This window comes from Hydrogenophaga sp. BPS33, from assembly GCF_009859475.1.
GTDB lineage: Bacteria > Pseudomonadota > Gammaproteobacteria > Burkholderiales > Burkholderiaceae_C > Hydrogenophaga.
Genome location: NZ_CP044549.1, coordinates 1635283 through 1648506 on the forward strand (window position 1 = coordinate 1635283; position 13224 = coordinate 1648506).

The following is a 13224-nucleotide window of genomic DNA, read 5'->3' on the forward strand; positions in this document are numbered from 1 at the left end:
ATGAATTTTTCTTACGACGAAGAAGAGACCTTGCTGGCCGACACAGTGACGCGCTGGGCCGACAAGGAATACGCGGCACAAGCCAATGGAGACGCGAAGGCCATTGCACTCAGGCGCTGGGCAACGCTGTCGGAGCTCGGCCTGGCAGGACTGCATGTTCCGGCCGAACTCGGCGGCCTGGCCCGTCCCGCAACTGATGCATTCATCGTGATGCAGGCCATCGGCCGGCGCTGTCTGGACCAGCCCTTCATCAGCAACAGCCTGGTCAGCGCGACACTCCTGGCCAGGACGGCGGGCGAACCGGTTCGTGATCGTTACCTGGGTGAGCTGATCGGGGGCAGTCGCACCTTCGCGCTCGCCATGGTTGAAGACGAGCCCTCGTTCCGCTTCGATCAACCGCGAACGCGTTGCGTCGACGGTCGGCTGTATGGCGGCAAGTCTGCGGTGATCGACGCGGACCTTGCAAAGACATTGATCGTGACCGTGGCGGGCGAACGGCCTGGACAGATCAGGCTGGCTCTCGTCGATACCGACGCACCGGGCGTGCGCCTGTCGATGCTGCCGACCATCGATGGTCGGCGTGCGGCAGAAGTCACATTCGACGGCACCGAGGTGCGCGTGGACCATTGGCTCGAAAGCCGCGGCCCTGATGCACCCGCGGAACTGTTGGACGAAGCGCTGGACCGTGGCCGCGCCGCGCATTGCGCGGAGGCCAGCGGGCTGATGAACCGATTGTTCGATCTCACGGTAGAGCACCTCAAGTCGCGCACGCAGTTCGGCCAGCCGCTCGGCAAGTTTCAGGCGCTGCAGCACCGCGCGGTCGAGATGCTGGTGCTGGCCGAGCAGGTGCATTCGATGGCCTTGCGCGCGGCGGCTGGCATCGACGGCGATTCGCCCATTGAGCGCAGAAGCGCGGTCTCGGCTGCCAAGGCGCTGATCGGCCAGCACGGCCGCCAGATGGGCGAATGGGCCGTTCAGCTGTTCGGCGGTATGGGCGTGACGGAAGAACTGGAAGCCTCGCGCTGCTTCAAGCGCCTGTTGGCGATCGATCTCACTTGGGGCAACGCGGGCTATCACGCGGACCGCTATGCGGCATCGTCCGCGCACGTCGGAACTTTCTCTCTTGAGGCCATTGCATGAACCCGATTTCCTCAGAACGGGCGGTGTACCGGCGCAGCGATCTCGTCCGGCTGCTGGAGCCGAAAAGCATCTGCATTGTGGGTGCCTCGTCCCGTGAAGGCGCCTTCGGCGCGCTCACCCAGGCGAACCTTGCCGGCTATGACGGCGAGATCTTGTTGGTCAACAGCCGGTACGAATCGATCGGTGATCAACGGTGCTACCCATCCATCCGCGCGTTGCCGCGCGTGCCCGACTGCGTGATCCTGGCCGTCGGCCGGGATGCCGTCGAGGGCTATGTGCTGGAATGCGAGGAGCTCGGTGTGGGCGGTGTGATCGTGTATGCCTCTGGCTATGCCGAGACCTCGCTGCCCGGGCGGGCCGAACTGCAGCAGCGTTTGTCGGCGATTGCGGCGCGAAGTGGCGTGCGCATCCTCGGGCCCAACTGCATGGGGCTTGCGAACTATGCGGCCGAGACGATTCTGTCGTTCGTGGCGTACACCCCGGGGGGCGTGCCTCGGCCGGTCTCAATCGGCGTGGCCAGCCAGTCGGGCGCGCTGTCGAACTCGCTGGGCCAAGCGGCCGAGCAGGGCGTGTCGTTCAGCCATGTGCTCAGCACCGGCAACGCGTGCGACGTGGACGTGGCCGACCTCGTGGCCTACCTTGCCGAAGCACCGCACTGCCGCGTGATCGCCTGCGTCTTCGAGGGACTTGCGCAACCGCGTCGGTTGCTGGAGGCCGCCCAAATCGCGTGGGAGGCGGGACGCCCGCTTGTGGTCTGCAAGATCGCGACGGGCCAAAGTGGCGCCGAAGCCGCGGCTTCGCATACCGGCGCCATGGCCGGCTCCAACGAGGCCTACCGCGCGGCTTTCGAGAGTGTCGGCGCCATCATCGTCGACCGCTACGAAGACATTCTGGAAGTCGCTGGCTTCTTCGCCAAGGCGCCGGCTCCTTTGGCGCAGGGCGTGGCGGTCATCAGCACGTCGGGCGGCGCGGCCATCATGTCGGCGGACGCGGCTGAGGCCCGCGGGGTTGCCATGCCGCAGCCGCGGGCGGAGGCAACGCGCGTGCTGGAAAGCCGTATTCCGGATTTTGGTTCCGCACGCAATCCCTGTGATGTCACGGCGCAAGTCATGGCCGATCCTGAGTCGCTGGAGGCTTGCGCCCACGCGCTGCTGGCGGACCCCGCGTTCGGCGTGCTGGTGATGGCGCAGCCACAGGCCTACGAGTTCGCTGTGCCACGCATTGCCTCTGTGGGTCGGCTGGCGCGGGCCGAAGGAAAAATGGCCTGCAATGTGCTCGTGTCACAGTGGCTTTCCGGCCCGGGCGCACGCGAGACGGACATGAACGACAGCGTGGCGCTGTTCCGCTCAATAGACCGCTGCTTTGCCACCATCAAAATGTGGCAATCGCACCATGCCATGCGGGTGAGCGGGCTCGCTCCATCCTCCTCGCGCGATGAATCGCTGCAGGCGTCCAAGGACCACGCTTGCGCTCTGCGCCTGCTTGAAAACTCGGCCGAGAACGTCTTGACGGAACGCACCGCCAAGGCCTTGCTCGCGACCTACGGAATTCCGGTCGTGCAGGAGCACCTGGTGCAAGACGCCGCGCAGGCAGCACGCGTAGCGGCATCCATGGGTTGGCCCGTGGTGCTCAAGGCCGAGTCACCCGATCTTCCTCACAAGACAGAGGCTGGCGTGGTGCAGTTGAATCTGCGCGACGAAGCCCAGGTGCGCGAGGCACACGCGCTGATCGAGAAGCGTGCCCGTGCCGTCGGGCCGCACGTGCGCCTGCAGGGCATCCTGGTGCAGCAGATGGTGGAGCAGGGGCTTGAGATCATGGTGGGCGCCCGGCGCGATCCGCTGTTTGGTCCGCTGATCGTGGTCGGGCTCGGCGGCGTGATGGTCGAGCTGTTGAGCGACACCGTGGTCGCGCTCGCCCCGGTCACGCACAGCAACGCGCTCGCGATGTTGCAGCGCCTCAAGGGCGCGGCCTTGCTGCGCGGATTCAGGGGCAGCGAGCCGGTCGACGTCGATGCCCTGGCCGATGCGATCGTTCGGGTGTCGTTGCTTGCCGCTGACTTTCCCAACGACATCGTCGAGATCGATGTCAACCCGCTGATCTGCACGGGCGGCCGGATCGTCGCCGTCGACGCGCTGGTGATTCGAGAGGCGTTCGATCGCCGCACCGCCGTGCCACCGCAATCTGTGCTCGTGCTTTCCGCCTGAACTTCATCCCATCAGTCCAACAAGGAGACAACCATGACCCACTCGCCTTCCAGACGCAACGTGATTGCAGCGCTTGGAGCCGCCGCTGCAGCTTCGTATGTCCCCGCCGCCTTTGCGCAGAAATATCCGGACAGGAAACCCATACGCCTGATCGTTCCTTACGCGGCTGGCGGATCGCTGGACGCCATGGCGCGCGAGCTCGGCACGCGGCTGGCAACGGTGCTCGGGCAGACCGTTCTGATCGAAAACAAGCCGGGTGCCAGCACGATGATTGGCTCACAGCAGGTGGCGCGTTCGGAGCCGGACGGCTACACCCTGCTCGTTGCCTCGTCTTCTTTCGTCACCGCGCCGATGGTGTACCGCAAGCCACTGCACAAGATCGAGGAGTTTGCCCCGATCACCCAGTTCGGCTTTGACAACCACCTGATCGTGGTCAACCCGTCGGTGCTGCCCGTGAACAACCTGGCCGAACTGATCGCGCGTGCCAAGGCCAATCCCGGCAAGATCACCTGCGGCACAGCGGGCACCGGCACATCGCCGCACCTGGAGGCCGAAGAGTTTCAGCAGATGGCGGGCATCAAGCTGCTGCACGTTCCGTTCAACGGGAGCGCTCCAGGGTTGACCAATCTGGTGGGAGGGCAGATCGACATGATGTTCGACGCGTTCACCTCGGCGGGGCCGCACATCCGCGCCGGCAAGGTGCGCGCACTGGCGGTGACGGGCGCCAACCGGCTAGCCGAACTCCCAGATGTGCCCACCGTGTCGGAGTCGGGCATGCCGCAATATGTGCGCGGAGCCTGGGATGGCCTGTTCGCCCCGGCCGGAACGCCCCCTGACGTGATCGCACGCCTTCACAGCGCGGTGACCGAGATCATCAAGGACCCGCAGCTCAAGCAGACCTGGGCGCGCCGCGGCCTCGAGACGGTGCAGAGCACGCCGCAGGAATTTCAGCGCTTTCTTCAGCAGCAGGTTTCCATCACGGGCAAGCTAGTGAAGGATTTGTCGCTCCAACTCGAATGACGCGGGAAAGCACTGAGCCATGAAAATTGACGGAAAAATTGCAGTGGTCACCGGCGCCGCTCACGGGATCGGAAACGCCATCGCGGTGAATCTTGCAGAGGGCGGGGCGGTTCTGGCGCTCATGGACCGCGACGCGTCGGCCTTGGCCGACCTGGCATCGCAACTGCGGGGCAGTGGCGCCCGCGTAGAGACCTACGTAGTCGACTTCACGCGGCGCAATGAGATCGACCAGGTCTTCAGCGCCATCCACCGCGATCTCGGTCAGGTTGACATCCTGGTCAACAACGTGGGCCACAGCCTGCGCGAGGCGATGGCGCCGTTTGAAACGGTGAGCTCCGAAGCATGCGATCTGATGCTGGACGTGTGCCTGAAGCCCGCGATGGCTTGTTGCCAGCACGTGATTCCGGGGATGAAGGCCCGCAAAGGCGGAAAGATCATCAACATCTCGTCGGATTCGGCTTTCGTCGGGCCGTTGCAGAACGCGCCGTATGCGGCGGCCAAAGCCGGCATCATCGGATTCACACGCGCTATCGCCCGCGAGCTGGCCCCGTTCCACATCAACGTGAACACGGTCGCGCCGGGCTACATCCGTACCCGGGCCATGGACGCGCATCCGCAGGCGGCCATCGACCGGATCGTTGAGCAAACCCCTCTTGGCATGCTCGGCGACCCCGAAGACATCGCCCACGCCGTGCGCTTCTTCGCCAGCGCGGCAAGCCGGTTTGTCACAGGCCAGACCTTGATCGTCAATGGCGGCCGCTGGTTCAACTGACCTCGGAGAAGCATGATGGAAAACAACATGGGACTGCGCGGCAAGGTCGCGCTGGTCACGGGAGCTGCTCGTGGCATCGGAGAGGCCGTTGCGCGCCAGATGGCGCAGGCGGGCGCCTCGGTCGTGGTGGCCGATGTGCGCGAAGCGCTGGGTCTGTCCCTTGCGGCGGAACTGGAGAACGCGCTGTTCGTGCACCTGGACGTCGGCGACGAGGTGGAATGGGGACGCGCTGTCAACCAGTGCCAATCGCGGTATGGCCGCATCGATGTGCTTGTCAACAGCGCAGGCATCTTCCATACCGCGCCGATCGCCGATACCTCGTTGGCGCTTTTTGAACGCATCGTCCGCGTCAACCAGACCGGCACATTCCTGGGCATGCGCGCGGTGCTGCCCGCGATGAAAGAGCGCGGCGGTTCGATCGTCAATATTTCTTCAACCTCTGGGCTGCGCGGCAACCAGAACTCCGTGGCCTACGGCGCAAGCAAGTGGGCGGTGCGCGGGATGAGCAAGGTGGCAGCCGTAGAGTTCGGACAGTACGGCATTCGTGTCAACTCGGTGCATCCGGGTTTGATCGATACACCCATGAACCACGAAGAGATGGGCCATGACCGGATTCGGGAGGTCGGTGCGTCCGTGCCGCTGGCCCGCGCGGGCCGTGCGGAAGAGGTGGCGTCTGTGGTTGCATTTCTCGCGTCCGACGCCGCAGCCTACGTCTCTGGCGGTGAGTACACCGTCGATGGCGCGATGTCGGCCGGTGTCTTGAGGAGCCGGTTCTCGGCTAAATCGACGCAGTAGCGCGCAGGCGATCTCATATGAAATCGCGATAGGGTTCGCGCCAAACGATATTGGACGCAGACGGGTCGCCGACATAGGCTGCCCTGCGTGCCAGGAACGGCCCGTCTGTACTGATGCAGATTCGCTACTGAGAACACCATAGGATCCTCAATGTCTGTGCTTGAACTGACCCGTCATTCGGCGACCGCCGTCCTGACCCTGAACCGCCCGGCGCAGCGCAACGCGCTGGATCTCGAACTGCGCGCCGCGCTCGATGTCGCCATTTCCCAAGTCCGCGACGACCCGGAGATCAAGGCGATCGTGCTCACAGGGGCGGGTGGCCACTTCTGCGCAGGCGGCGATGTTCGCGCCATCACGGAAGGCGCGCAAGGCGCGCGCGACATCTACGAGGGGCGCGAGCGCTTGCGCAAGATGCATCGTTGGTTCGACGAATTCGTGAACCTGGAGAAACCTGTCATTGCGGCTGTGGACGGTGTGTGCTTCGGCGCTGGCCTTTCGCTGGCGCTGGCCGCCGATTTTGTGTTGGCCACGCCACGAGCTTCGTTCTGTGCCGTCTTCGCCCGGCTGGGCTACGTGCCGGATCTGGGCGCGATGTACCTGCTACCGCGCGCCGTCGGTCTCTCCCATGCAAAGGAACTGGTGTTCAGCGCGCGTGTCGTGCAGGCTGCCGAGGCCCAGCGCCTGGGCCTGGTGCATCGACTGAGCGATACCGACGTGCTGCAAGACGCGCTCGAACTCGCATCGCGATTCGAGCATGCACCGTCGGGTGCGCTGGGTCTGGCCAAGGCGGTCATGAACCGAGCCTTCGAGTCGGACCTGCCCAGCGTGCTGGCTCAAGAAGCCATGGCACAGGCGATGGCGCGGGAGAGTGGTTTCCACCAAGAGGCTGCCCGGCGCTTCCTGGCCAAGGAGCCTGCGCTCTATACCTGGCCGCAAGACAAGCGATGAAGGAAGGCACCCTTGACGGGGTGCCGGCAATATTCAGCGACCCGTGAAAACGGGACTGCGCTTTTCTGCGCGGGCAGTGACCGCCTCGCGATGGTCCGCTGTCGAGGCCGTGACGGCCAAGTGGGACGACACCATGTCCAGGTGTGTCTTGAAGTCTGTTGCAGCACTCGAGACGGCGAGTCGCTTCATCATCCGGGTCGCGACCGTAGGTCCGGAGGCCATGCGCAGTGCCACCTCCATGACTTGAGGCATCAGTTGGTCGGCGGGGTATACCTTGTTGACGAGTCCAATCCTCTCGGCTTCTCCTGACTCGATCCACTCGCCCAACCAGAGGATTTCGAGCGCCTTCGACAGCCCGACGATGCGAGGAAGCAACCACGCGCCGCCAGAGCCTGGCACGAGCCCCATCTTCACGTAGGTTTCAGCAAAGCGCGCACCTTCTGCACAGAATCGGAGGTCGCCGAGCAAGGCCAGATCAAGCCCAGCGCCTACCGCCAAACCATTGATGGCGGACAAGAGGGGCTTGTCCAAAGCCGCGGCTGCAAGTGGCACCTGCTGCACATGTTCCCAAAGCCAGGCCTTCTGGTCGGACGCTTGCTCTTGGGCGCCTTTGCCCATGGCCTTCGTATCTCCGCCGGAACAAAAGGCTCTGCCGGTGCCCGTCACGATCACTGCTTTGCAGCGCTCGTCGCGCGCGCACTCGCGCAAAGCCTCGGCCCAGGCGTCAATCATCGAAGGCGTGAAGGCGTTGAGAAGTTCCGGACGGTTCAGGGTGATCGTTGCGACCCCATCTTGTTGATCGAAGAGCAGTTCTTGGGACATGCTGATATGAAGAAATTCGGCGGGTCTTGGCAAAGGCCCGTCGGAGTAGATGAAAATAGGGTGACCGAGGGAGGCGAAACAGAGGAGAAACGTTATTGCTTCTCGACGCCAGCGCGCTCGATCACGACCTTCCAACGGGCGGTTTCGCTTCGCAGGAATGCTCTGTATTCTTCGGCGCTTCCCCCGTAAGGTTCAGAACCACTGGCCCGCAGCTTGTCCAGGAACGCCTTGTCTTTCAAGGCGTGGTTGGCCGCTTGGTTGAGCTTTTCGACGATCTCTGGCGGCGTGTTCAGCGGCGCCATGATGCCCGTCCAGGCCGTCAGCGCCACATCTTTCAACCCTGTTGCCTCACTGACGGTCGGCACGTTCGGCATCAAGGGCGACCGGTTCGCCGAGGCGATGGCCAAGGCATTCATCTTCTTGTCCACGGCGAAAGGTTGCACGGTATTGATGGTCCTCATCAACACCTGAATGTTCCCGCTCATCAAATCTGTATACGCCGGCATTTGTCCTTTGTAGGGCACATGCTCGAATTTCATGGCGAGCAAATTGGCAAGCAATGCAAAAGCCAAGTGGTCAATGGTCCCTGCGCCGGACGATCCGAAGTTCATCTTGCTCGGGCCCTTCGCGGCAAGAGCCATAAGCTCAGGAAGCGTCTTGGCCGGTACTGACGGCGAGCTTGTCAAGACCAGGGGCACGCCGGAGGTCCGAACGACAGCGGTCAAGTCTTTGAGCGGGTCGTATTTGGCGTTGTTGGAAAGCAGGTGCTGCAGGACCAGTGAGGACGTGTTGAAGAGGATCGTGTAGCCGTCGGGCGGCGCAGCGATCACCGTCGTGGTGGCCAGCATTCCGCCGGCGCCCGCCTTGTTGTCCACCACAACAGCTTGACCCAACACATCGCCCATGTGCGCAGCGAACTGCCTCGCCGCAACGTCGGTAGGGCCGCCTGGCGCAAAGCCGATCACCATCCGTATCGGGCGCGAAGGGTAGGGATCGGCCGCGGTGGCGGAAAGCGACGCAAGCAGGAGCGCGAGCACCACGGAAAGTCGTTTCATTGTGATCATCTCGGGCAAGTCATTTTTGGAGAAGCGGTGGTTGAACCGGCCATCTTCAAATCGAAGAAAGGCCGGGACCGGTACGCAACAATTGCGGTCCGACCACGGTCAGATGCGTTCGATGACGGTGGCAGTCGCCTGGCCGTGACCAATGCACATCACCTGCATGCCGAACTGGGCACCTGTTGCTTCCATGCCGTGAAGCATCTTGGCCATCAAGCCCGCACCGCTTGCACCCAGTGGATGTCCATGCGCGATCGCGCCGCCCCATGGGTTGACCTTTTCCATGTCGGGTTTGTACTCGATTGCCCAAGCAAGGACTACGCTGGCGAAAGCCTCATTGATTTCGAACCAGTCGATGTCCGCGATGGACAAGCCTGCCATCCGCAACGCCTTCTCGGTCGCCGGAATGACGCCCGTGAGCTGCATCACCGGATCGGAGCCCACCACTACGCGTGCGCGGAATCTGGCACGCGGGGTGAAGCCGTCGGCCAGCGCGGTCGCGCGGTCGGCGACCAGCACGGCGGATGCGCCGTCTGAAATCTGGCTGGCGTTCGCGGCCGTGACGACGCCGGTACCGGGCGCGCGGAACACCGGATTCATGGTCGACATCCGGGCCGTATCGATGTTGGCCCGGATACCCTCGTCCTTGACCAGATCGATGGGATTGCCTTCAGGATCGACACCTCCCACTTCGATGAGTTCCTTGTGGTGACCCTCGACGGCGGCAAGTTGTGCTCTTCGATGGCTCTCGATCGAAAATTCGTCCACCTGCGATCTGGAAATCTTCCAGTGGTCTGCGATGCGTTCCGCGCTTTCCACCTGGTGAACGAGGGCGTGGTGCAGAAAGAGGTCGGGGTTGAGGTCTTCGAACCCGGTGAAGTCCTTCTTGCCCAAAGTCAGGTCAAGGAACATCGGCACGCGGGTCATGCTCTCGACGCCACAGCCAATCGCGTACTTCATGTCCTCCGCGCTCACCGCCTGGGCGGCGAAATGAACGGCTTGCTGACTGGAGCCGCACATGCGGTTGAGCGACACGCCTGCGATAGACGTCGGAAAGCCCGCCAGCATCACGGCGAGGCGCGCGACGTTGGCAGACTGTTCGCCCGCCTGGCTGACGGAACCGGCAATGACATCCTCGATCTTGCCGGCCGGTAGTCCCGCCCGTTGAACCAGGGCCTGGAGCGTTCCCGCCAGCAGGCTGTCCGGCCTGTGGTCGCGCAACACACCTTTTCGCTTGCCGAACGGCGTGCGCACCGCCTCGATGATCACCGCTTCAGACATATCAAATTCCTTCCAAAGATTCCAACAACGGGCATGCGCCGTATCGGCAACGCGCGCCCTCAGCTGGTGCGCTCGATCTGTGGCGTGTTGCTCGCCGCGAAGCGGCACGCGTCACACCTCATTTTTCAAAGACTCGACGCGCGTCCGCGTTGCGAGCAAATTCCACGATCGACGTGCCTGCGTCGATCACAGCCTTGCCCACGACCTTGTGCCAATAAGACTCCGAACCGTGGGCGATGCGCCATTCGTGCAGGCGCCGCGTGTGGAGCTGGAGGTTGAACTCCTGCGTCACCCCGATGGCGCCGTGCACCGCATGGGCAATGGCGGCCACCTTGGTCACGGTTTCGCTGGCAACGGCCTTGGCAATGGCGGCAGGCAGCAGGCCAGGAGCATTTCCACTTCCCTGAAATGCCGCCTCTGCCGCCACCCTTGCGGCGACGACGTGTTCGGCCATCACGGCCAAGTTGTGCTGAATCGCCTGGAATTTTCCAATGGGCCTGCCGAACTGCGCGCGATCGTTTCCGTATTGCAAGGTCATTTCGAACGCAACGCTCATCGCGCCGACCATGAGGCAGGCATGCAGGGCTGCGCCGTACGCTGCATGTGCGTCATCGCAACGCGCCACACGAACCGGTACGGCGTCTTTGCCAAAGATCAGCGTGGCCACCTGGCTGCGATGAACGCCTGAAGCCCGGCGTTCGGCGTGGCGGCAATCGAACAGCAGCAAGTCCTTCCCATCATCGGCCAACACATGGTCTGCCAAGACGCCGAACGGAACCTGTGGGCATTGCCAGCCGGTCGAATCCTTGAGGACGGCCGGTGCCATGGTCAACAGCCCGGGCGGTGCATCGTCAATCAGCGCGCGGGCCACGAGACTCTGCGCGATGGGGAGCGGCACAGCGTACCGACCCAGCAACACCAGGATGCGGAACTGGTCCTGCAGCGACAAACCCGCTCCGCCTGCGGCTTCCGGTGCGAACAGCTCCAGGAATCCGGCGTCGGCAATCGCTGTCCAGATGGGCAAAGGGCTTGTCCCCGCTTCGACCCGACGCACAGCGTCGGGCGAACAGTGGTCACGAAGGATGTTTTCAAGTGCGTCTGTGAACATGGTTTTCTTTCAACGCAGACCCAGACCGCGCGCAATCATGCCGCGCAGGATTTCGCGTGTGCCCCCGCGCAACGAGAAGGTGGGAGAAAACTGACTGAGGTAGGCGCAGGCGCGCACGAGTTCGTCGTCGAGCCGATCCGCAGGGTCAGAACCCAACAGGCCCTCGATGATGGCCGGTGCCATCTGCTCGAACTCGGTGCCTGCGTCTTTGACCACCGCGGCCTCCACCAGCGGAGTCTCTCCAGCCGCAAGCCGCGCGGTCACGGAAAGCGACATCTCCCGCAGGGCGGTCAGCTGCGTGGCGAAGCGCCCGATCGTCTCCACATGCGCATCGAGAGTGCCGCGCGTGCGCAGTTTTTCGATCCAGCAATCGATCAGCACCACACTCGAGTACAGCCGCTCGGGCCCACTGCGTTCGAACGCAAGCTCGGCGTTGACTTGAGACCAGCCAGCGCCCTCGGCACCTACGAGCGCGTCGTCGCTCAACAAGACATCATCGAAGAGCACTTCGCAGAAGTGAGCGTCTCCGGTCATATCTTCGATCGTGCGGACCACCACACCGGGCAGCTGCAGATCGACAATGAACTGGGACAAACCTTTCTGGCGGTCTTCAACCGTTCCCGAGGATCTCACCAAGGCGATCATGTAGCGGCAATGGTGTGCGTTGGTCGTCCAGATCTTGCTTCCGTTGAGCTTCCATCCACCGTCGACCTTGGTGGCCCGCGTGCGCACACTCGCCAGATCGGAGCCCGAGTTCGGCTCGCTCATTCCGATACAGAAGAACGCTTCACCGGCGGTGATTTTGGGCAGGTAAAAGTCCTTTTGAAACGGACTGCCGAAGCGCAGGATCAGCGGCCCACTTTGCCGGTCCGCCACCCAGTGGGCCGCCACCGGCGCGCCCGAGGCCAACAGTTCCTCCACCAGCACGAATCGGTGGAACGCGTCCAGCTCAGCGCCGCCGTATGCCTTGGGCAGCGTCACACCCACCCAGCCTCGCTGCGCGAGTTTGCGGCTGAAGGCCGGGTCGGCAGCGACCCACGAACGCGCTCTTGCGTCTGCGGGTGCGGACGGCGCCTCTGCAGCGAGGAAGTCGCGCACTTCGACGCGGAACGCTTCAGCCGCTGCGGGCATGCGCGCGATGTTGAAATGGTCAATGAAGCTGTTCATGGCTGTGCCCGTTCAGAAGGGGATTCGGGTGGAGCGAAATCACGGAACGACGCCCGTCCACGGTCCAGCACGACCAGCTTGCGAGCGTCGACATGTGCACGGAAAGCGTATTGGCCCTGGCCTTCTTTCCAGATGTCGAAGCGCAGCGTTTCTCCGGGAAACACAGGCTTGGAGAACCGCACTTCCAGCATACGCAGAGGCGCGCTCTGAACGCCTGCGCGCAACAGAGCGTGCCCTGCGATCCCGAACGAACAGAGTCCGTGAAGAATCGGGCGTGGGAACCCTGCTTTTGCAGCGAAGGCGGGGCTCGCATGCAGCGGGTTACGGTCGCCGTTGAGCCGGTAATACAGCGCCTGGTTCAAGGCCGTTGGCATCTCGACGGATACGTCGGGCGGGCCCTCGGGAAGCGGGGCGAACTCGCGCATCGACTGTGGGTTTCCGCCGAATCCGCCATCGGCTCGGCAGAACGTGGCGTTTTCCAGCCGCGCGAACACCCGACCCGTCGATTCGTCCGTGAGCGTGCGCTCGGTGACAAAAATCGCACCCTTGTCGGCGCCCTTGTCTGTGACTTCGATGTTGCGGTGGTGGACCAGCAAAGAAGCGTCGGGTGGCATCAGACTGTGAATCTCGATGCGCTGCGTCCCGTGCACGATCATGCTCGCGGTGATGCCAAGACCCGGATGCTTGTACCAGGTCCCGGGGTGGCCCAGCACCACAGGCATGGTTGGAAATGTGCGGAGGTCTTCCTCGAACACATACCCGAGCTCGTCCTCTCGCATGGGGTCGCTGCCCAACCCGATGGAAAGGGCGTAGAGCATGCAGTCGGTATCGGTAAGGGTTTGCCTCACTGGGGGGAAATGAAAGCCTAGAACGGCCTCTGAATTCATGGGCACAGCCGAACCTCCGCAA

The 13224-nt window shown here is 63.4% G+C and carries 12 protein-coding genes; 6 read left to right on the plus strand and 6 right to left on the minus strand.

What is annotated here, in order from left to right:
* The 6 genes from F9K07_RS07735 (at nucleotide 1) to F9K07_RS07760 (ending at nucleotide 6879) form a co-directional block, all read left to right on the plus strand.
* Nucleotides 1-1140 carry an acyl-CoA dehydrogenase family protein gene (locus tag F9K07_RS07735; RefSeq protein WP_159591021.1) on the plus strand — a complete coding sequence of 380 codons (1140 nt, stop codon included), beginning with the start codon at nucleotides 1-3 and terminating at the stop codon, nucleotides 1138-1140.
* Nucleotides 1137-3344, plus strand: coding sequence for an acetate--CoA ligase family protein (locus F9K07_RS07740; protein ID WP_159591024.1), 2208 nt, complete (start codon nucleotides 1137-1139; stop codon nucleotides 3342-3344). The genes F9K07_RS07735 and F9K07_RS07740 overlap by 4 nt, the downstream gene beginning before the upstream one ends.
* 33 nt (nucleotides 3345-3377) lie before the next feature.
* The gene (locus tag F9K07_RS07745) at nucleotides 3378-4364 is read left to right on the plus strand and encodes a Bug family tripartite tricarboxylate transporter substrate binding protein (RefSeq protein WP_159591026.1); all 987 of its coding nucleotides are present in this window, start codon (nucleotides 3378-3380) and stop codon (nucleotides 4362-4364) included.
* 43 nt (nucleotides 4365-4407) lie between these two features.
* Nucleotides 4408-5136 carry an SDR family NAD(P)-dependent oxidoreductase gene (locus F9K07_RS07750; RefSeq protein WP_159591028.1) on the plus strand — a complete coding sequence of 243 codons (729 nt, stop codon included), beginning with the start codon at nucleotides 4408-4410 and terminating at the stop codon, nucleotides 5134-5136.
* A 12-nt stretch (nucleotides 5137-5148) separates the two neighbouring features.
* Nucleotides 5149-5931: an SDR family NAD(P)-dependent oxidoreductase gene (locus F9K07_RS07755; protein ID WP_201451531.1), complete on the plus strand. Its 783-nt coding sequence runs from the start codon at nucleotides 5149-5151 to the stop codon at nucleotides 5929-5931.
* Between the two features lie 150 nt (nucleotides 5932-6081).
* Nucleotides 6082-6879, plus strand: coding sequence for an enoyl-CoA hydratase/isomerase family protein (locus F9K07_RS07760; RefSeq protein WP_159591030.1), 798 nt, complete (start codon nucleotides 6082-6084; stop codon nucleotides 6877-6879).
* A gap of 33 nt (nucleotides 6880-6912) precedes the next feature.
* On the opposite strand, the gene F9K07_RS07765 is transcribed toward F9K07_RS07760, so the two are convergent.
* From F9K07_RS07765 to F9K07_RS07790, 6 genes are all read right to left on the minus strand, one after another.
* On the minus strand, nucleotides 6913-7701 hold the full coding sequence (locus tag F9K07_RS07765; RefSeq protein ID WP_159591032.1) for an enoyl-CoA hydratase/isomerase family protein: 789 nt from the start codon (nucleotides 7699-7701) through the stop codon (nucleotides 6913-6915).
* A 92-nt stretch (nucleotides 7702-7793) separates the two neighbouring features.
* Nucleotides 7794-8765, minus strand: coding sequence for a Bug family tripartite tricarboxylate transporter substrate binding protein (locus tag F9K07_RS07770; RefSeq protein WP_159596858.1), 972 nt, complete (start codon nucleotides 8763-8765; stop codon nucleotides 7794-7796).
* A gap of 99 nt (nucleotides 8766-8864) precedes the next feature.
* Nucleotides 8865-10040, minus strand: a complete 1176-nt coding sequence (locus F9K07_RS07775) for a thiolase family protein (RefSeq protein WP_159591034.1) — start codon at nucleotides 10038-10040, stop codon at nucleotides 8865-8867.
* A gap of 118 nt (nucleotides 10041-10158) precedes the next feature.
* Nucleotides 10159-11148, minus strand: coding sequence for an acyl-CoA dehydrogenase (locus F9K07_RS07780; RefSeq protein ID WP_159591036.1), 990 nt, complete (start codon nucleotides 11146-11148; stop codon nucleotides 10159-10161).
* Between the two features lie 9 nt (nucleotides 11149-11157).
* Nucleotides 11158-12315, minus strand: coding sequence for an acyl-CoA dehydrogenase family protein (locus tag F9K07_RS07785; RefSeq protein ID WP_159591038.1), 1158 nt, complete (start codon nucleotides 12313-12315; stop codon nucleotides 11158-11160).
* Entirely contained in the window at nucleotides 12312-13202 is an 891-nt protein-coding gene (locus F9K07_RS07790) for a MaoC/PaaZ C-terminal domain-containing protein (protein ID WP_201451532.1), read from the minus strand. The genes F9K07_RS07785 and F9K07_RS07790 overlap by 4 nt, the downstream gene beginning before the upstream one ends.
* Nucleotides 13203-13224: the final 22 nt, after the last annotated feature.